At 69.7% G+C, this 18,647-nt stretch carries 17 protein-coding genes and 1 pseudogene; 10 read left to right on the forward strand and 8 right to left on the reverse strand.

The annotated features are described in order from the left end of the window. The 5 genes and pseudogenes from rplC to JWN97_RS01700 form a co-directional block, all read right to left on the reverse strand. Window positions 1-173 (reverse strand): annotated as a pseudogene (gene rplC / locus JWN97_RS01680) (50S ribosomal protein L3); the annotation flags it as partial. A gap of 10 nt (window positions 174-183) precedes the next feature. Further along, entirely contained in the window at window positions 184-492 is a 309-nt protein-coding gene (gene rpsJ, locus JWN97_RS01685) for a 30S ribosomal protein S10 (RefSeq protein WP_008360994.1), read from the reverse strand. 522 nt (window positions 493-1,014) lie between these two features. Then, window positions 1,015-1,740 (reverse strand): tRNA (guanine(46)-N(7))-methyltransferase TrmB, encoded by a 726-nt coding sequence (locus tag JWN97_RS01690; protein ID WP_297617202.1) that lies wholly within the window; start codon window positions 1,738-1,740, stop codon window positions 1,015-1,017. A 52-nt stretch (window positions 1,741-1,792) separates the two neighbouring features. Further along, the gene (locus JWN97_RS01695) at window positions 1,793-3,184 is read right to left on the reverse strand and encodes an aspartate aminotransferase family protein (protein WP_297617205.1); all 1,392 of its coding nucleotides are present in this window, start codon (window positions 3,182-3,184) and stop codon (window positions 1,793-1,795) included. Continuing rightward, a complete protein-coding gene (locus JWN97_RS01700) occupies window positions 3,181-3,639 on the reverse strand; it encodes an Lrp/AsnC family transcriptional regulator (RefSeq protein ID WP_297617207.1) in 459 nt (152 codons plus the stop codon). The genes JWN97_RS01695 and JWN97_RS01700 overlap by 4 nt, the downstream gene beginning before the upstream one ends. Window positions 3,640-3,834: 195 nt before the next feature. Between JWN97_RS01700 and JWN97_RS01705 the strand changes: the two genes are divergently transcribed. From JWN97_RS01705 to JWN97_RS01745, 9 genes are read left to right on the forward strand one after another with little or no spacing between them, the layout of a single operon-like run. Further along, entirely contained in the window at window positions 3,835-5,280 is a 1,446-nt protein-coding gene (locus JWN97_RS01705; protein WP_297617209.1) for a gamma-aminobutyraldehyde dehydrogenase, read from the forward strand. Between the two features lie 56 nt (window positions 5,281-5,336). Next, the gene (locus JWN97_RS01710) at window positions 5,337-6,587 is read left to right on the forward strand and encodes a spermidine/putrescine ABC transporter substrate-binding protein (protein WP_297617211.1); all 1,251 of its coding nucleotides are present in this window, start codon (window positions 5,337-5,339) and stop codon (window positions 6,585-6,587) included. Window position 6,588: 1 nt separating this feature from the next. Further along, window positions 6,589-7,689 (forward strand): ABC transporter ATP-binding protein, encoded by a 1,101-nt coding sequence (locus JWN97_RS01715; RefSeq protein ID WP_297617213.1) that lies wholly within the window; start codon window positions 6,589-6,591, stop codon window positions 7,687-7,689. Beyond that, window positions 7,686-8,606 carry an ABC transporter permease gene (locus JWN97_RS01720; protein WP_297617215.1) on the forward strand — a complete coding sequence of 307 codons (921 nt, stop codon included), beginning with the start codon at window positions 7,686-7,688 and terminating at the stop codon, window positions 8,604-8,606. The genes JWN97_RS01715 and JWN97_RS01720 overlap by 4 nt, the downstream gene beginning before the upstream one ends. A gap of 10 nt (window positions 8,607-8,616) precedes the next feature. Further along, window positions 8,617-9,486: an ABC transporter permease gene (locus JWN97_RS01725; RefSeq protein WP_297617217.1), complete on the forward strand. Its 870-nt coding sequence runs from the start codon at window positions 8,617-8,619 to the stop codon at window positions 9,484-9,486. Between the two features lie 38 nt (window positions 9,487-9,524). After that, entirely contained in the window at window positions 9,525-10,808 is a 1,284-nt protein-coding gene (locus tag JWN97_RS01730; RefSeq protein ID WP_297617219.1) for a saccharopine dehydrogenase C-terminal domain-containing protein, read from the forward strand. After that, a complete protein-coding gene (gabT, locus tag JWN97_RS01735; protein ID WP_297617221.1) occupies window positions 10,805-12,154 on the forward strand; it encodes a 4-aminobutyrate--2-oxoglutarate transaminase in 1,350 nt (449 codons plus the stop codon). The genes JWN97_RS01730 and gabT overlap by 4 nt, the downstream gene beginning before the upstream one ends. Before the next feature lie 12 nt (window positions 12,155-12,166). Next, the gene (locus JWN97_RS01740) at window positions 12,167-13,615 is read left to right on the forward strand and encodes an NAD-dependent succinate-semialdehyde dehydrogenase (RefSeq protein ID WP_297617223.1); all 1,449 of its coding nucleotides are present in this window, start codon (window positions 12,167-12,169) and stop codon (window positions 13,613-13,615) included. Then, window positions 13,612-14,982, forward strand: a complete 1,371-nt coding sequence (locus tag JWN97_RS01745; protein WP_297617225.1) for a transaminase — start codon at window positions 13,612-13,614, stop codon at window positions 14,980-14,982. Before JWN97_RS01740 ends, JWN97_RS01745 begins: the two co-directional genes overlap by 4 nt. 49 nt (window positions 14,983-15,031) lie before the next feature. Here the strand turns inward: JWN97_RS01745 and JWN97_RS01750 are convergent, their stop codons facing one another. Next, complete coding sequence (locus tag JWN97_RS01750; protein ID WP_297617227.1) at window positions 15,032-15,646, reverse strand: mismatch-specific DNA-glycosylase; 615 nt, start codon at window positions 15,644-15,646, stop codon at window positions 15,032-15,034. Window positions 15,647-15,775: 129 nt separating this feature from the next. Here JWN97_RS01750 and JWN97_RS01755 point away from each other — a divergent pair, with 129 nt between their 5' ends. After that, the gene (locus JWN97_RS01755; RefSeq protein WP_297617230.1) at window positions 15,776-16,195 is read left to right on the forward strand and encodes a hypothetical protein; all 420 of its coding nucleotides are present in this window, start codon (window positions 15,776-15,778) and stop codon (window positions 16,193-16,195) included. An 82-nt stretch (window positions 16,196-16,277) separates the two neighbouring features. Here JWN97_RS01755 and tuf read toward each other — a convergent pair whose 3' ends face one another. Beyond that, window positions 16,278-17,471 (reverse strand): elongation factor Tu, encoded by a 1,194-nt coding sequence (gene tuf, locus JWN97_RS01760; RefSeq protein ID WP_297617233.1) that lies wholly within the window; start codon window positions 17,469-17,471, stop codon window positions 16,278-16,280. A 72-nt stretch (window positions 17,472-17,543) separates the two neighbouring features. After that, the coding region (locus tag JWN97_RS01765; RefSeq protein ID WP_297617236.1) for an EF-Tu/IF-2/RF-3 family GTPase at window positions 17,544-18,647 on the reverse strand (1,104 nt) is incomplete at its 5' end.

Here is an 18,647-nt window from a genome sequence, read left to right on the forward strand (position 1 = left end):
CCGACCTGGATGGCGTTGTAGCCGTCCTTCTCGGGGGTGCGGACCTGGGTCACGACGTTGGTGCCTGCCGCGATCACGGTGACGGGGACGATGCGGTTGTTCTCGTCCCAGGTCTGGGTCATGCCGAGCTTGGTGCCCAGCAGTCCCTTGACGTTGCGTTCGAAAGTGCTCATGTGTCGAACCTCAGAGCTTGATCTCGATGTCGACGCCGGCAGGCAGGTCGAGTCGCATCAGCGAGTCGACCGTCTTGGGCGTGGGGTCAATGATGTCGATGAGACGCTTGTGGGTGCGCATCTCGAAGTGCTCGCGGGAGTCCTTGTACTTGTGGGGCGAGCGGATGACGCAGTAGACGTTCTTCTCGGTCGGCAACGGCACCGGGCCGGCGACCTTCGCACCCGTACGGGTGACGGTGTCCACGATCTTCCGCGCCGAGGTGTCGATCACCTCGTGGTCATAGGCCTTGAGCCTGATGCGGATCTTCTGTCCCGCCATAGGTCCGTGTCCTCTTCGATCTCGTACGCCTGGTCTGGTTTCGGTGCTCGTGCCCCTGCTGGGCCGGCACCGCCTGTCTCTCCTCCATCCTCCGACCCCCGCGGTCGGGCGTGTCGCGCTACTTACTCGCAACACATCCCAGCTGGGAGGTGGTGTTTCTCTGGATGGCACCCGACGGTTCGTCGGATCTGGTCGGGTCTCCGATCAAGGTTTCTGATCCGGCGCGGTGCACACGGACAACTGTTTCGATCAAGGAGACGCGATTCAGAAGTCAAGGTGTGCCGCGCCCCGGCGACCCGCCGGAGCAACCGGAACATCTTGGCAGACTCCGCACGCCCACGCCAAATCGCAGTGGTGGAGGGGACGGAGCCGGGCGCTCACGCCTCGGGAGAGCCCGCGGCGAAGGCCATCGGTCGATATCCGATCCGGGTATCGATCCGCTGACCGGGTCGACCAGCAGGTCCCACCCCGTGGCCGGAGCGACCCGGGAGGAAGGGTACCCCGGCGTCGGCGAGTGACGGCTCAGGCGGTGCGGCGGTAGCGGAAGTCGGCGATGTCGCGACCGACCTCGACGCCCTTGCGCTCGAAGCGGGTCACCGGACGCTCGGCCCAGCGCTCGACGCGCCCGCCCTCGAGCGTCGGCTCGGCGTCGAGCACCTCGCGCATCTGGTCGGCGTAGTTCTCCCAGTCCGTGGCAAGACGCCAGGTGCCGCCCGGCACGAGACGGGAGGAGGCGAGGGCGGCGTTGGCCGGGGTGACCAGGCGGCGCTTGTGGTGCTTGGTCTTGCGCCACGGGTCGGGGAAGAAGGTCCAGAGCTCGGTGAGGCTCCCCGGCGCGAGCAGGTGCTCGAGCGACCAGACGGCGTCGACCGAGCAGAAGCGGACGTTGTCGGCCCCCGCCTCGGCCACCCGCCAGAGCGAGTCGGCCACCCCGGGCAGCCAGACCTCGAGCGCCAGGACGTTGTGGTCGGGGCGCGCGGCGGCAAGCACGGCCGTGGCCTCCCCGATGCCCGACCCGATCTCGACGATCAGGGGGGCCTCGCGGCCGAAGCGCTCGGCGAGGGTGAAGTCCGGCCGGTCGACGGCCTCGTCGGGGATCACCCAGTCGGCCTGGTGCGCGGCCCACGCCTCGGCCTGCCGCGGCGTGAACCTGCTGCCGCGACGCGAGTAGGTCAGGACCTCGCGCATGCGACGACCGTCGTCGGTCAGCTTGTGGTGCGGCCGGGCAGGGCGTACGACGTCGTTCACCCGTCCATTGTCCCGGTCACCCGGGCCGGGCGCACATCTGCGACGGCGGGCCTCAGAGGTGCGCGAGCGCCCCCGTGAGCACCGAGCGGAGCCGCTGCTCGATGTCGTCGAACTCCGGCTGGCCGATGATCAGCGGCGGTGCCAGCTGGATGACCGGGTCGCCCCGGTCGTCGGCGCGGCAGTAGAGGCCGGCCTCCCAGAGCGCGCCGGACAGGTAGCCGCGCAGCAGCCGCTCGGACTCGGCGTCGTCGAACGTCTCCTTGGTCTCGCGGTCCTTGACCAGCTCGATGCCGTAGAAGTAGCCGTGCCCTCGGACGTCACCGACGATCGGGATGTCGAGCAGCCTCTCCAGCGTCGACCGGAAGGCCGGGGCGTTCTGCTGGACGTGGTCGACCAGCCCCTCGCGCTCGAAGATGTCGAGGTTGGCCAGCGCGACGGCCGAGGAGACCGGGTGCCCGCCGAAGGTGTAGCCGTGGGCGTAGGCGGTGGTGCCGGTCTTGAACGGCTCGAAGAGCCGGTCGCTGGCGATCATGGCGCCGATCGGCGAGTAGCCCGAGGTCATGCCCTTGGCGCAGGTGATGATGTCGGGCTGGTAGCCGAACTCGGTCGCACCGAACATCTCCCCCACCCGGCCGAAGGCGCAGATGACCTCGTCGGACACCAGCAGGACGTCGTACTCGTCGCAGATCTCGCGCACCCGCTCGAAGTAGCCGGGCGGGGGCGGGAAGCACCCGCCGGCGTTCTGCACCGGCTCGAGGAACACCGCGGCGACGGTGTCGGGGCCCTCGAACTCGATGGCCTCGGCGATCCGGTCCGCGGCCCAGCGGCCGAACGCCTTCTCGTCGTCACCCAGGTAGTCGGGGCGGCGGTAGAAGTTGGTGTTGGGCACCTTGTGGGCCCCCGGGACGAGCGGCTCGAACATCTCCTTGAGCGGCGGGATGCCGGTGATGGAGAGCGCGCCCTGGGGGGTGCCGTGGTAGGCCACGGCCCGGGAGATCACCTTGTGCTTGTTGGGCTTGCCGGTGAGCTTGAAGTACTGCTTGGCCAGCTTCCACGCCGACTCGACCGCCTCGCCGCCACCGGTGGTGAAGAAGACGCGGTTGAGGTCGCCCGGAGCCATCGCGGCGATCCGGTCGGCGAGCTCGACGGCGCGCGGGTGGGCGAAGGACCAGAGCGGGAAGAAGGCCAGCTCCTTCGCCTGCCTGGCCGCCGCCTCGGCCAGCTCCTCGCGACCGTGGCCGACCTGGACCACGAACAGGCCGGCGAGGCCGTCGATGTACTCGCGGCCGTGGCTGTCCCAGATCTTGTGGCCCTCGCCCTTGACGATCAGCGGCATCTCGCCGCCGTTCTCGTAGGTCGAGTGCCGGGTGAAGTGCAGCCACAGGTGGTCGCGACCGGCGGTCTGGTAGTCGAAGGACTCGCCCTCGAAGGCTGACTGGCTCATCGTGTTCCCCAGTTGTAGTGCTGCTTGTTGAGCTTGAGGTAGACGAAGGTCTCCGACGAGACCACGCCCTCCAGCTCCCGGACCTGACGGATGACGTCGAGCAGGTGCGGGTCGTCCTCGCACACCACCTCGACGAGGAGGTCGAAGCTGCCGGCCGTCGTGACGACGTAGTCGACCTCGGGGACCTGGGCGATGCGGTCCCCGACCTTGGTGAGGTCTCCCTCGGTGCGCACGCCGATCATCGCCTGGCGGGTGAACCCGACCTGGGTCGGATCGGTGACCGCGACGATCTGCATGATCTCGGAGTCGAGCAGCTTCTGCACCCGCGCGCGGGCGGCCGCCTCGGAGAGGCCCACCGCCTTGGCGATGGCGGCATAGGAGATCCGGCCGTCCTCCTGGAGGAGCTCGATGATCTGCTTGGCAGTCGCATCGAGACGCACCGTGCCGTCACTCATGCACGCACCCGTTTCGCTCGCTCATGGGACCCATGGTGCTGTGCGGGACACCCGATTCGCAAGCCGTGCAACGCGGAATCCGCATTTCCGTGGGGTCAATTCTGCGCTTCCCGCACTTTCTTTGCCCGTGACTATGGAGATTGGTGCCTCCCTCGTCCTACTCTCCCTTCACCGCACCCGACCGGGAGGACCCTCGTGACCAGCCCACGCACGCTGCGCAACTTCATCGGTGGCACCTACGTCGACTCCGGCGCCGGCGCCACGAGCGACGTCGTGAACCCGGCGACCGGGCAGGTCGTGGCGCACGCGCTCGTCAGCGGCGCGGAGGAGGTCGACGCGGCCTACGGGGCTGCGGAGCGCGCCTTCGGCGAGTGGGGTCGTACGACGCCCAGCGAGCGCCAGCAGGCGCTGCTGAAGTTCGCCGACGCGATCGAGGACCACGCCGAGGAGCTCATCGCCCTCGAGTCGGAGAACACCGGGAAGATCAAGGCGCTCACCGCGAGCGAGGAGATCCCCCCGATGGTCGACCAGCTGCGGTTCTTCGCCGGTGCCGCCCGGGTGCTGGAGGGCAAGGCCGCGGGCGAGTACCTGGCCGGGCACACCTCGTGGATCCGGCGCGAGCCGATCGGCGTCGTCGGCCAGGTGACGCCCTGGAACTACCCGCTGCTGATGGCGGTGTGGAAGATCGGGCCGGCTCTCGCGGCCGGCAACACCGTCGTCCTCAAGCCGAGCGACACCACGCCCGAGAGCACGTTGCGCCTGGCCGAGATCGCCTCCGAGTTCCTGCCGGCCGGCACCCTCAACGTCGTCACCGGTGATCGCGAGACCGGACGCCTCCTCGTCGAGCACCCCACGCCCGCCATGGTCGCCATCACCGGGTCGGTCCGCGCCGGTGCCGAGGTCGCGGCGAGCGCGGCGCCGCACCTCAAGAGGGTCCACCTCGAGCTGGGCGGCAAGGCACCCGTCGTCGTCTTCGACGACGCCGACATCGAGGCCGCCGTCGAGGGCATCGCCATCGCCGGCTACTTCAACGCCGGCCAGGACTGCACCGCCGCCACCCGCGTGCTCGCCGCCCCCGGCATCCACGACGACTTCGTCGCGGCCCTGTCCGACTATGCGCGGAGCTCGGCCCCGGTGGGGCTCCCCGACGACGAGGACGCGCTCTTCGGGCCGGTCAACAACGTGAACCAGCTCGCCCGGATCACCGGCTTCATCGAGAACCTGCCGTCGCACGCGACCGTCTCCTCCGGCGGCAACCGGCGTACGGACCTCGGCGACGGCTTCTTCCTCGAGCCCACCGTCCTGTCCGGGCTCCTCCAGGACGACGACGCCATCCAGAACGAGATCTTCGGCCCCGTCATCACGGTGCAGCGCTTCACCGACGAGCAGGAGGCGATCCGCTGGGCGAACGGCGTCGACTACGGCCTCGCGTCGTCGGTCTGGACGAAGGACTTCGGGCGCGCGATGCGCATGTCGAAGGCCCTCGACTTCGGCTGCGTGTGGATCAACACGCACATCCCGCTCGTGGCGGAGATGCCGCACGGCGGCTTCAAGAAGTCCGGCTACGGCAAGGACCTGTCCTTGTACGGCTTCGAGGACTACACCCGCATCAAGCACGTGATGGCCAACATCGAGAGCTGAGCACGCGCACGACGCACGACACAGGACGACTCGGGGCTGAGCGGAGGACTTCACTGATGACACCGATCCCACGCCGTACGCGGCGGCACCTGTCTCCCCCGGCCGCGGCCGTCGTCGCGGCGGCCTCGGGCGGGATGAGCCGACGGGCGCTGCTCGGCACGGGCGTCGCGGCCGGTGCCGGACTCGCCCTCACGGGGTGTGCCCCGCCCCCGCCGCCGTCGGGCGGTGCGGCCAGCCTCGAGCTGCCCACGGACATGTCCGCCGAGGAGAAGACCCTCAAGTGGGCCAACTGGACGGCGTACCTCGACATGAACGGCAAGGAGACCAGCTCGCCGACGCTGACGGCCTTCACGGAGCAGACGGGGATCGAGGTCAGCTACAGCGAGGACGTCGACGACAACGACTCCTACTACGCCAAGGTCGGTCCGCAGCTGCGCGCCGGCCAGAGCATCGACCGGGACATCTTCACGTTCACCGACTGGATGGCGGCCCGAGTCATCCGCGACCAGCTGTGCCAGCCGCTGGAGCTCATCCAGATGCCCAACGTGGTGAACAACCTGCTCCAGCCCCTCAAGGACGTGTCCTTCGACCCCGGACGCGCCAACTCGATCACCTGGCAGAGCGGCTTCGCCGGCATCGGCTACAACAAGGGCAAGATCGGCCGGGAGCTGAAGTCCCTCGACGACCTGTGGGCCGACGACCTCAAGGGTCGCATCGTCGTGCTCTCGGAGTTCCGCGACACCGCGGCCCTGGTGATGCAGTCGCAGGGCGTCGACATCACCAGCGACTGGGGCCGGAGCGAGTTCGAGAGCGCGCTCGACTTCATCGAGGGCAAGATCGAGGACGGCTACATCCGCAAGGTGAAGGGCAACTCCTACCTGGAGGACCTCACCAGCGGCAACGCGGTCGCGGGCATCACCTGGAGCGGCGACATCTTCGTCCTGGCCGCCGACACCAAGGACCCGAGCTGGACCTTCACCATCCCGGAGTCCGGCGGCACCCTCTGGTCGGACAACCTGATGGTCCCGATCACCTCCACGCACCGTCGCAACGCCGAGACCCTGATGAACTACTACTACGACCCGGCGGTCGCCGCCCAGGTCGCGGCGTGGGTCAACTACGTCTGTCCCGTCGACGGCGCCCAGGCCGAGATGGAGAAGGTCGATCCCGACCTGGCCGAGAGCCCGTGGATCTTCCCGACCGCGGAGTTCATCGCCGAGAACAACATCCAGTCCTTCCGGGTGCTCGACGCCGACGAGGACATCGAGTTCGCCGACCTCTGGTCCACGAAGGTGATGGGGAACTGACATGGCCGGATTCCGTGAGGCGCGCGGCGACCTCAAGCTCGAGAGCGTCACCAAGTCCTTCGCCGACTTCACCGCGGTCGACGACCTCGACCTGCTGGTGCCGCGCGGCTCCTTCTTCGCCCTCCTCGGCCCCTCGGGGTGCGGCAAGACCACCACGCTGCGGATGATCGCCGGGCTGGAGCAGCCCACCGCGGGCCGGGTTCTCATCGGCGACACCGACCTGACCGGGTCGCGCCCCTACGAACGACCGGTCAACACGGTCTTCCAGTCCTACGCGCTCTTCCCGCACCTCACGATCCGCGACAACGTCGCCTTCGGTCCCAAGCGGCGCAAGGCCGCCGACGCGGCCACCCGGACCGACGAGGCGCTCGAGCTGGTGCAGATGGCGTCCTTCGCCGAGCGCAAGCCCGCCCAGCTCTCGGGAGGGCAGCAGCAGCGGGTCGCCCTCGCCCGGGCGCTGGTCAACCACCCGGAGGTGCTGCTGCTCGACGAGCCGCTGGGCGCCCTCGACCTCAAGCTGCGTCGTGAGATGCAGGTGGAGCTCAAGCGCATCCAGACCGAGGTCGGGCTGACCTTCATCCACGTCACCCACGACCAGGAGGAGGCCATGACCATGGCCGACACGGTCGCGGTGATGAACAAGGGCCACATCGAGCAGCTCGGCGCACCGGCGACGCTGTACGACCTGCCGCGCACGCGGTTCGTCGCCAACTTCCTCGGGCAGGCCAACACCGGGGTCGGCACCATCAAGGACATCGACGGGGACCACCTCGTGGCCGACGTCCTCGGCACCCCGGTAAGGATCCTCAAGTCCCGCTCGCAGGTGCACGAGGGCGAGGTGCTGTTCGGCGTACGCCCGGAGAAGGTGACGGTCTCGCGCACCCGGCCCGAGGGCGTCGGCAACGACGTCAAGGGCGTGGTGCGCGACGTGTCCTTCCTCGGGGTGGCGACGAGCTACCTCGTCGACATGCCCAGCGGGACGACCTGGAGCTGCTACGAGCAGAACCTCGACGTCGAGCCCCTCGACCTGCGACCCGGGGACGAGGTCTGGCTGACCTGGAACCCCGGGCACGCGTTCGGCGTGCCCGTGGACGCGGCATGAGCTCCCTCGCCCAGGTCTCGCAGGTGGCGGGCGATCCCGCGGTCCACCCGGTGGCGCCGGCGCCGGAGACGGAGAAGCGCAGCTGGACGGCGTACCTCCTGCTGCTCCCCGGGGTGCTGTGGCTGGGCGTCTTCTTCATCCTGCCGCTCGTGCAGCTGGCCGCGGTGAGCCTGCAGAGCCGCTACCCGGGGTTCCCGGGCTACTACTACCGCGACCTCAACTTCGAGAACTACGCCAGTGCGCTGACCGACTACGCGCCCCACTTCGCGCGGTCGTTCCTCTACGCCGGCCTGGCCACCCTGCTGGCCTTCGTGGTGGCCTACCCGCTGGCCTACGCGATGGCGTTCAAGGCCGGGAGGTGGCGCAACCTGATGATGATCTGCGTCGTCGCCCCGTTCTTCACCTCCTTCATCCTGCGCACCTTCGCGTGGTCGCAGATCCTGGCCGACGAGGCGTGGGTGGCCGGCATCCTCAACTTCCTGCACCTGCTGCCGGGCGGGCACATCATCAACACCCCGGTGGCGGTCATCGCCGGCCTCACCTACAACTTCCTGCCCTTCATGGTGCTGCCGATCTACGCCTCGCTCGAGCGGGCCGACCCGCGCGTGATCGAGGCCGGCGGCGACCTGTACGCCAACGGCTTCACCACGTTCCGCACGGTCACCCTCCCGATGTCGATGCCAGGCGTGCTCGCCGGCACGCTGCTGACGTTCATCCCGGCGGCAGGTGACTTCGTCAACATGGAGCTGCTCGGCCCCCAGCGCGGCAAGATGGTCGGCAACGTCATCAACGACCAGTTCCTCGCCGTCCCCGGCGGCTATCCGGTGGCGGCCGCGCTGTCGTTCACGCTGATGGCGGCGATCTTGGTGATGGTGTTCCTCTACGTGCGCCGCTTCGGCACCGACGAGCTGGTGTGAGGTGGCCTCGATGACGACTCCCCCGACCACGTCTGCGCCGAAGACGGCCTACCGGCCCTCGACCGCCAAGCGGGCCCAGGTCTGGCTGGCCAACCACTTCGCGATGCTGTCCGCGATCCTGGTGCTGCTCTACCTCTTCCTGCCCGTCGCCTACACCTTCGCGTTCTCGTTCAACGACCACGGCAAGACCAACATCGTGTGGCAGGGCTTCACCTGGAAGCACTGGCAGGACCCGTGCGGGGTGCCGGGCGTCTGCGGATCGCTGGTGACCTCGCTGCAGGTGGGGGCCATCTCGACCGTCATCGCCACGGTCCTCGGCACGCTGATGGCCCTCGCCATGGTCCGCTACAAGTTCCGCGGCAAGGCCGCCAGCAACGTGCTGATCTTCGTGCCGATGGCCACGCCCGAGATCGTGATGGGCGCCGCCCTCCTGACGATCTTCGTGCAGGGCTTCGCCAACGTCGGCCTCAGCCTCGGCTTCACCACGATCGTCTTCGCCCACATCATGTTCTGCCTGAGCTTCGTCGTGGTCACGGTGAAGGCCCGGATCCAGTCCCTCGACCCCCGGATCGAGGAGGCCGCTCAGGACCTCTACGCGAGCCCGATGCAGACCTTCTGGAAGGTCACCTTCCCGTTGATCCTCCCCGGCGTCCTCGGTGCAGCCATGCTCGCCTTCTCGCTGTCCTTCGACGACTTCATCATCACCAACTTCGTCTCCGGCAACGAGTCGACGTTCCCCAAGTTCGTCTACGTCGCGTCCCGCCGCGGCATCCCTGCCGAGGCCAACGTCATCGGCTTCTCGATGTTCGTGATCGCCGTGCTGCTCGTCGTCGGCGCGCAGGTCGTGAGCTCGTTGCGGGCGTCGCGGGTCAAGGAATAGGTCGAAGGAGTGACATGCCCGAATCGAGGCCGGCGCCCATGCGCGTCCTGATGGTCGGCGCCGGCGGGGTCGGCGACGCCGCCGCCCGGATCGCGGTCGAGCGCGACTTCTTCGAGGCGTGGGTGGTGGCCGACTACGACCTCGCCCGCGCCGAGCAGACCGTGGCGGCCGCGAGCGCGCGCCGCGAGGGCGAGGCACGGCTCAGCGCGGCGCAGGTGGACGCGTCCGACGCCGACGCGGTGAGCGCGCTCGCCCGTGAGGTGCGGGCCACCCACGTGTTCAACGCGGTCGACCCGCGCTTCGTCATGCCGATCTTCACCGGCGCCCTGGCCGCCGGCGCCGACTACCTCGACATGGCGATGAGCCTCTCGCAGCGCCACCCCGAGGCCCCCTACGAGCAGGTCGGCGTCAAGCTGGGTGACGAGCAGTTCGCCCGCGCGGGCGAGTGGGAGGCCGCGGGACGCCTCGCCCTCCTCGGCATCGGCGTCGAGCCCGGCCTGTCCGACGTGTTCGCCCGCTACGCCGCCGACGAGCTGTTCGACCACATCGACGAGCTCGGCACCCGCGACGGCGCCAACCTGGTGATCCGCGACGACGTCGGCAACGAGGTGTTCGCACCCGGCTTCTCGATGTGGACGATCATCGAGGAGTGCCTGAACCCCCCTGTCGTGTGGGAACGCGAGAGGGGCGGCGGCGACCTGGAGTCGGGGTTCTTCACGCTGCCGCCCTTCTCCGAGCCCGAGGTGTTCGACTTCCCCGAGGGCATCGGCCCGGTGGAGTGCGTGCACGTCGAGCACGAGGAGGTGCTCCTCATGCCCCGGTGGGTCGACGCCGACCGGGTGACGTTCAAGTACGGCCTGGGCGAGGAGATGATCGCGATCCTGCGCACCCTGCACACCCTCGGCCTGGACTCGACCGAGCCGGTCACGGTCAAGGGCGTCCGGGTCTCGCCGCGCGACGTCGTCGCGGCGTGCCTGCCCGACCCCGCGACGATCGGGCCGCGGATGGAGGGCAAGACGTGCGCCGGGCTGTTCGTCACCGGCACCGGCAAGGACGGCGCGCCGCGCTCGACGTACCTCTACCACGTGGTCGACAACGCCGACTCGATGCGCGACTACGGCGCGCAGTGCGTGGTCTGGCAGACCGCGATCAACCCCGTGGTGGCCCTCGAGCTGCTCGCCGACGGCACCTGGTCCGGCTCCGGCGTGCTCGGCCCCGAGGCACTGCCACCCAAGCCGTTCCTCGACCTGCTGGCCGCCCCCAGGCCCGAGGGCTACGGATCCCCCTGGGGCATCGAGGACCGCACGGAGAGGACGTCATGACGCTGTCGCAGGAGAGGATCCTGGCCACCGAGATCCCCGGCCCCCGCTCGCGGGCGCTCCAGGAGCGCAAGGTGGCGGCGGTCTCGGCCGGCGTCGGCACGACGCTGCCGGTGTACGTCGAGCAGGCGGGCGGGGGCATCCTGCGCGACGTCGACGGCAACCAGCTCATCGACTTCGGCTCGGGCATCGCCGTCACCACGGTCGGCAACGCCGCACCGCGGGTGGTCGAGGCCGTGCAGCGGCAGGTCGCGGACTTCACGCACACCTGCTTCATGGTCACGCCCTACGAGGAGTACGTCGAGGTCTGCGAGAAGCTCGCGGAGCTCACGCCCGGCAGCCACGAGAAGCGCTCTGCCCTCTTCAACTCCGGTGCCGAGGCGGTGGAGAACGCGGTCAAGGTCGCGCGCCACCACACCGGTCGCGACGCGATCGTGGTCTTCGACCACGCCTACCACGGGCGTACGAACCTGACGATGGCGCTGACCGCCAAGAACATGCCCTACAAGCACGGCTTCGGACCGTTCGCCGGGGAGATCTACCGCGCCCCGATGGCCTACCCCTACCGCTGGCCGGGCGGCCCGGAGGCGTGCGCAGACGAGGCCTTCGAGGCCTTCGTCAACACCGTGCACGCCCAGGTGGGCGAGGACAGCTGCGCGGCCGTGCTGATCGAGCCGATCCAGGGCGAGGGCGGCTTCATCGTCCCGCCTGCGGGCTGGCTGCCGCGGGTCGCGGACTGGTGCCGCGAGCAGGGCATCCTCTTCATCGCCGACGAGATCCAGACCGGCTTCGCGCGCACGGGCGACTGGTTCGCCTCCGACCACGAGGGCGTTGTCCCCGACCTGGTGACCACCGCCAAGGGCATGGCCGGCGGACTCCCCCTGGCCGCGGTCACCGGCCGTGCCGAGGTGATGGACTCCGTGCACGTGGGAGGGCTCGGAGGCACCTACGGCGGCAACCCGGTGGCCTGCGCCTCCGCGCTGGCCGCCATGGAGACCATGCAGGAGCTCGACCTGCCCGCGCGCGCCCGCGAGATCGAGGCGATCTTCGTGCCCCGCCTGCAGGCACTGGCCCAGCGCCACCCCGAGCGGGTGGGCGACATCCGGGGTCGCGGGGCGATGCTCGCCGTCGAGCTGGTGAGCGACGGCCCGGGACGTACGCCGGACGCGGCCCTCGCCGGCGCAGTCCACCGGGCGTGCTCCGCCGAGGGCCTGGTGACGCTCACCTGCGGCACCTTCGGCAACGTGTTCCGCTTCCTCCCCCCGCTCTCCATCGACGACCACCTCCTGTCCGAGGGACTGGACATCTTCGAGGCCGCCTTCGACCGGGCGGCCGCTGGAAGCCAGTGAGAGGCTGATGACATGGCTGACGTGATCGAGACCGTGCCCCGACAGCTCCTCGTCGGCGGCGAGTGGGTGGACGCCTCCGGAGGCGCGACCTTCGAGGTGACCAACCCCGCCGACGAGGGGGTGCTGACCCGCATCGCGGACGGGACCCCGGAGGACGGCCAGCGCGCGCTGGCCGCCGCGGCCGGGGCACAGAAGGAGTGGGCCGCCACCGAGCCCCGCAAGCGGGGTGAGATCCTCCGCAGCGCCTTCGAGCTGCTCACCGAGCGCGCCGACGACTTCGCCCGCCTGATGACCCTGGAGATGGGCAAGACGCTGGCGGAGGCGAAGGGAGAGGTGACCTACGGCGCCGAGTTCTTCCGCTGGTTCTCCGAGGAGGCGGTGCGGATCCACGGTCGCTACTCCGCGGCCCCCTCGGGCAACACCCGGCTGATCACCATGAAGGCCCCCGTCGGGCCGACGCTGATGATCACGCCCTGGAACTTCCCCCTGGCGATGGGCACCCGCAAGATCGGTCCGGCCATCGCCGCCGGCTGCACGATGGTCGTCAAGCCGGCCCACGAGACGCCCCTGACCATGCTGGCCCTCGCCGCGCTGATGCAGGAGGTCGGGCTCCCGCCCGGCGTGCTCAACGTCGTCACCACGACGGACTCCGGCGGCGTCTGCGAGCCGATCATCCGCGACCCCCGGCTGCGCAAGCTGACCTTCACCGGCTCCACGGCCGTGGGCAAGGTGCTGGTCTCGCAGGCCTCCGAGCAGCTGCTGCGGGTCTCGATGGAGCTCGGCGGCAACGCGCCCTTCATCGTCTTCGGCGACGCCGACCTCGACGCCGCCGTCGACGGCGCGATGCTCGCCAAGATGCGCAACATCGGCGAGGCCTGCACCTCGGCCAACCGGTTCCTGGTCCACGCGTCGGTCGCCGAGGAGTTCGCCGGCCGACTGGCCGAGCGGATGGGCGCCCTGACGGTCGGCGACGGCACGGAGGACGGCGTCGACGTCGGCCCCCTGATCACCGCCAAGGCCCGGGCGGGCGTGCACGAGCTCGTCGAGGACGCGGTCTCCTCCGGGGCCAAGGCCCTGGTCGGCGGCACCGTGCCCGAGGGTCCCGGCCACTTCTACCCGCCCACCGTCCTGGTCGACGTACCCGCCTCGGCGCGGGTGTTCCGCGAGGAGATCTTCGGTCCGGTCGCCCCGATCACGACCTTCGACAGCGAGGCCGAGGCGATCGAGCGCGCCAACGACACCGAGTACGGCCTGGTCGCCTACGTCTTCTCACGCGGCCACGCCCGGGTGATCCGGGTCAGCGAGGCCCTGGAGTTCGGCATGGTGGGCGTCAACACCGGCATCGTCTCCAACCCCGCCGCGCCCTTCGGCGGCGTCAAGCACTCCGGCTTCGGCCGCGAGGGTGGCTTCGAGGGCATCGAGGAGTACCTCGAGACCAAGTACGTCGGCAGCGCCCTGTGAGCCCGGCGACGGGCATCGACCGCGCGCGGCTGGCCGCGCTCCACGCCGCGGAGGAGCAGCGGTTCGTCGACCTGCACCCGACGTCCGCGCGGCTCGCCGCCGAGGCCGGCGAGCACCTGCTGGCCGGCGTGCCGATGCCGTGGATGACCCGGTGGCCGGGGTCGTTCCCCCTCTTCGTGGAGTCGGCCACGGGCGGTAGGTTCACCGACGTCGACGGCATCGACTACGTCGACCTCTGCCTCGGCGACACCGGGTCGATGACCGGGCACTGCCTGCCCGCCGTCGCGGACGCCGTACGCGAGCGCACCGAGCACGGCATCACCACGATGCTGCCCTCGACGGACGCCTCCTGGGTCGCCGGTGAGCTGAGCCGCCGCTTCGGGCTCCCCCGGTGGCAGATGGCGATGACCGCGACCGACGCCAACCGCTTCGTGCTGCGCTTCGCCCGGCACCTCACCGGACGGCCGAGGATCGCGGTGATGGACTGGTGCTACCACGGCACCGTCGACGAGACGCTGGGCGTGCTCGAGCACGGCCGTGCCGGTGACCGCGTCGTAGCCCGTCCCGGCGCCCTGGGTCCCCAGGTCGACGTCGCCGAGACGACCGCGGTGGTGCCGTTCAACGACCTCGACGCGCTGGAGGCCAGGCTGGCCGAGGGCGACGTCGCCTGCCTGTTGATGGAGCCGGCGCTGACCAACATCGGCATCGTGCTCCCCGAGGAGGGCTACCTCGCCGGCGTCCGCGAGATCACCCGGCGCCACGGCGTCCTGCTGGTCAACGACGAGACGCACACCATCTGCGCCGGCCCCGGCGGCGCGACCGCGGCCTGGGACCTCGACCCGGACTTCGTCGTCATCGGCAAGCCCATCGGCGGCGGCATCCCCGTCGCCGCGTACGGCATGACCGCCGAGGTCGCCGCGCAGCTGGAGGGGCCGATGCTCGGTCACGACATCGACGTGGCCGGCGTGGGCGGCACGCTCTCCGGCTCGGCGCTGGCCATGGCGGCGGTGCGGGCGACCTTGTCGACCGCCCTGCGCCAGGAGGACTTCGACGTCGCCATCCCCCTGGCCGAGCTGTTCACCGACGGCATCCGGGGCGTGATCGACCAGCACGACCTCCCGTGGCACGTGCAGCGGCTGGGCTGCCGGGCGGAGTACTGGTTCTGCCCGCCGCCGCGCGCGGGCGCCGAGGCGGCCGCGGCCGTCGACGAGGACCTCGACGCCTTCTTCCACCTGTGGACGGTCAACCGCGGGGTGCTGCTGGCGCCGTTCCACAACATGTCGCTGTTCTCGCCATTCCACACCGTGGCGGACGTCGACGCCCACACCTCGGCGTTCCGGGGTGCCGTGGAGGCGCTGCTCGGATGACTGGCCGGCGCCGGGTCACGGCGACGTGCCGGCTCGTCGAGAGGCGCGACTAGACGCCGGAGGACGTCGCGGGCGGGGACCCCGGCTGAGGACCGACGACGCCTGCAGCGCGCCCCGCTTCGGCGTAGGCGGCCGCGAGCGTGTCGACGGTCTCGTGGGCGTTGAGCCCTGACGGGTTGGGCACGACGAACACGCGCGAGGCACCCCACCGCTCGGGTTGCTCACCGGCCCTGGCCCCCCTGCTGCCGAACGCCGCGCGGTAGGCGGTGATCCCGGCGACCGCCACCACGAGCGGGCGCCTCTGAGCCACGAGCTCCCGGAGCCGTTCCCCACCCTCGCGCAGCTCCTGGACCGAGAGCTCGTCGGCGCGAGCGGTGGCGCGCGCGACCACGTTGGTGATGCCGATGCCCCGGCGCCGCAGGGCTTCGCGGTCCTGGGTGGTCATGCCCGCGGACGGGTCGACCGGTTCGGCCAGGATCCCGGCGCGCAGCAGCGCCGGGTAGAACCGGTTGCCCGGGCGGGCGAAGTGGGTCTGGGTGGCTGCCGTCCACAGACCCGGGTTGATGCCGACGAACAGCAGCCGCAGCTGCTGCCCGCGTGCGGGGAGCAGGTCGGGGACCTCGACGTCACGGAACGACTCCAGCTCGGCCTTCGTGAACCCCATGGCTCCATGGTGCCGTGGCAGCGGCACCGGTCGTCCCTGGGGTGGTCCTGAGCGCATCGCGGCACTGCTTGCCCGACCAGCCCAGGACGACTCTCGCGGCGGCCCGCTGCGCGGCGTACCGTGGACGGCGTGCTGAGCTGGCTCCAGGACTTCGGTGAGCTGTTGCTGGTCTGGATCGGTGTCCAGATCGTGCTCGGTGGCGCAATCGGTGGCCTGTGGAGCTGGGAGCGACGCCTGGGGCGCGCACTGGTGCGGGTGGTGCGGCACGAGCCCGACGCGGCCGTCCTTCCCCTGCGCCGGCCGATCGAGCGGATCGCCGCCGACGTCTGCCGGCTCCACGACGCGTTCCACCACGACGGGATGCGCTTCGCCAAGTACGAGGGCTGCCGGCTGGCCTACGACTCGGTGCTGGCCGAGGCGGCCGAGACCCTGGAGCTCGACCACCTGATGGCCGTGCTGCCCCCGGGCGTCGAGCGCGACCGCGAGCGGGAGCGCATCGAGCGGCTGCTGACGCAGGCCGGGCTGCTGCCCCGGTCGCGCGCGGCCTGACCGCGGACGCACGAGACCCCGCCTCCCTTGCGGGAGACGGGGTCTCGACGTGGTGCTGGTGCCGGTCAGTGACCGGCGGGGATCACTTGGTGATCTTGACGACGCGGCCGGCGCCGACGGTGCGGCCACCCTCGCGGAGGGCGAAGCGCAGGCCCTCGTCCATGGCGATGGGCTGGATGAGCTCGACCGACATCTCGGTGTTGTCACCCGGCATGACCATCTCGGTGCCCTCGGGCAGGGTCACAACACCGGTCACGTCAGTCGTACGGAAGTAGAACTGCGGGCGGTAGTTGTTGAAGAACGGCGTGTGACGGCCGCCCTCGTCCTTGCTGAGGATGTAGACCGACGCCTCGAAGTTGGTGTGAGGCGTCGTGGTGCCCGGCTTGATGACGACCATGCCGCGCTCGATGTCCTCGCGCTTGGTGCCACGGAGGAGCAGACCGACGTTCTCGCCCGCCTGGCCCTCGTCGAGCAGCTTGCGGAACATCTCGACACCGGTGACGGTCGACTTCTGGGCGGTCTCGCGGATGCCGATGATCTCGACCTCCTCGTTGACCTTGACGATGCCGCGCTCGATGCGACCGGTGATGACGGTGCCACGACCGGTGATCGTGAAGACGTCCTCGACGGGCATGAGGAACGGCTTGTCGGTCTCGCGCTCGGGCGTCGGGATGGACTCGTCCACCGCGTTCATGAGCTCGACGATCGACTCGCCCCACTTCTCGTCACCCTGCAGGGCCGGGAAGGCAGCAACGCGCACGACCGGGATGTCGTCGCCCGGGAACTCGTACTCGGAGAGGAGCTCGCGCACCTCCATCTCGACGAGCTCGATGAGCTCCTCGTCGTCGACCATGTCGCACTTGTTGAGCGCCACGACCAGGGCCGGCACGCCGACCTGGCGGGCGAGCAGCACGTGCTCGCGGGTCTGCGGCATCGGGCCGTCGGTGGCGGCAACCACGAGGATCGCGCCGTCCATCTGCGCAGCACCGGTGATCATGTTCTTGATGTAGTCCGCGTGACCCGGGCAGTCGACGTGCGCGTAGTGGCGCGCCTCGGTCTGGTACTCGACGTGCGCGATCGAGATCGTGATACCGCGCTGACGCTCCTCGGGAGCCTTGTCGATCTGGTCGAAGGCCGAGGCCTCGTTCAGATTCGGGTACTTGTCGTGCAACACCTTGGTGATCGCCGCGGTCAGCGTCGTCTTGCCGTGGTCGATGTGACCGATCGTACCGATGTTGACGTGCGGCTTGGTCCGCTCGAACTTCGCCTTAGCCACTGGGGCTCCTCCTGGGTGTGGTTGTTTCTTGACTCGTGGGTGTGGTTGGTGCAGCCGAGGATCCGGGCGAGACTACTCGCCGCGGACCTTCTTGATGATCTCGTCGGCGATGTTCGTGGGAACCTCGGCGTACGAGTCGAACTCCATCGAGTACGACGCCTGACCAGAGGTCTTGGACCTCAGGTCGCCAACGTACCCGAACATCTCGGACAGGGGCACAAGGGCGTTCACGACCATGTCGCCGTGACGCTCCTCCTGCGCCTGAATCTGGCCGCGGCGCGAGTTGATGTCGCCAATGACCGTGCCGAGGAAGCTCTCGGGGGTGGTCACCTCAACGGCGAACATCGGCTCGAGCAGCACCGGCCTGGCCTTGCGTGCGGCCTCCTTGAAGGCCTGGTTGCCGGCGATCTTGAACGCGAGCTCGGACGAGTCGACGTCGTGGTAGGCGCCGTCCTCGAGGGAGAACTTCACGTCGACCATGGGGTAGCCGGCGAGCACGCCGAACTCCATGGCCTCCTGGCCGCCCTGGTCGACCGAAGGGATGTACTCCTTCGGGACCCGGCCGCCGGACACGTTGTTGACGAACTCGTAGCCCGCACCGAGACCGGTCTCGGGGTCGATGTTCGGACCGAGGTTGACGACGACCTTGGCGAACTGACCCGAACCACCGGTCTGCTTCTTGTGGGTGTAGGAGTGCTTCTCGACCAGGTTGCGGACCGTCTCGCGGTAGGCGACCTGCGGCTTGCCGACGGTGGCCTCGACGCGGAACTCGCGCTTCATCCGGTCGACGAGGATCTCCAGGTGGAGCTCGCCCATGCCCGCGATGATCGTCTGACCGGTCTCTTCGTCGGCCTTGACCGTGAAGGTCGGGTCCTCGTCGGAGAGGCGCTGGATCGCGGTGCCGAGCTTCTCCTGGTCACCCTTGGTCTTGGGCTCGATCGCGACCTCGATCACCGGGGCCGGGAACGTCATCGACTCGAGGACGACCGGGTGCTGCGGGTCGCACAGGGTGTGACCGGTCTTGGTGTCCTTCAGACCCATCACGGCCACGATCTGGCCGGCGCCGACCGACGCGATCTCCTCACGCTTGTTGGCGTGCATCTGGTAGACCTTGCCGATCCGCTCCTTGCGGCCGTTGACCGAGTTGACCACGGTCGAGCCGGCCTCGAGCTTGCC

Origin of the sequence: Nocardioides sp. (assembly GCF_025965415.1) — a bacterium.
Taxonomy (GTDB): domain Bacteria; phylum Actinomycetota; class Actinomycetes; order Propionibacteriales; family Nocardioidaceae; genus Nocardioides.

Coding starts and splice junctions, on each gene's coding strand:
- JWN97_RS01740 (WP_297617223.1), top strand. CDS start 12,167: ATGGCTGACGTGATCGAGACCGTGCCCCGACAGCTCCTCGTCGGCGGC.
- JWN97_RS01695 (WP_297617205.1), bottom strand. CDS start 3,184: ATGAGCCAGTCAGCCTTCGAGGGCGAGTCCTTCGACTACCAGACCGCC.
- rpsJ (WP_008360994.1), bottom strand. CDS start 492: ATGGCGGGACAGAAGATCCGCATCAGGCTCAAGGCCTATGACCACGAG.
- JWN97_RS01730 (WP_297617219.1), top strand. CDS start 9,525: ATGCGCGTCCTGATGGTCGGCGCCGGCGGGGTCGGCGACGCCGCCGCC.
- JWN97_RS01720 (WP_297617215.1), top strand. CDS start 7,686: ATGAGCTCCCTCGCCCAGGTCTCGCAGGTGGCGGGCGATCCCGCGGTC.
- gabT (WP_297617221.1), top strand. CDS start 10,805: ATGACGCTGTCGCAGGAGAGGATCCTGGCCACCGAGATCCCCGGCCCC.
- JWN97_RS01750 (WP_297617227.1), bottom strand. CDS start 15,646: ATGGGGTTCACGAAGGCCGAGCTGGAGTCGTTCCGTGACGTCGAGGTC.
- JWN97_RS01710 (WP_297617211.1), top strand. CDS start 5,337: ATGACACCGATCCCACGCCGTACGCGGCGGCACCTGTCTCCCCCGGCC.
- JWN97_RS01700 (WP_297617207.1), bottom strand. CDS start 3,639: ATGAGTGACGGCACGGTGCGTCTCGATGCGACTGCCAAGCAGATCATC.
- JWN97_RS01715 (WP_297617213.1), top strand. CDS start 6,589: ATGGCCGGATTCCGTGAGGCGCGCGGCGACCTCAAGCTCGAGAGCGTC.
- JWN97_RS01725 (WP_297617217.1), top strand. CDS start 8,617: ATGACGACTCCCCCGACCACGTCTGCGCCGAAGACGGCCTACCGGCCC.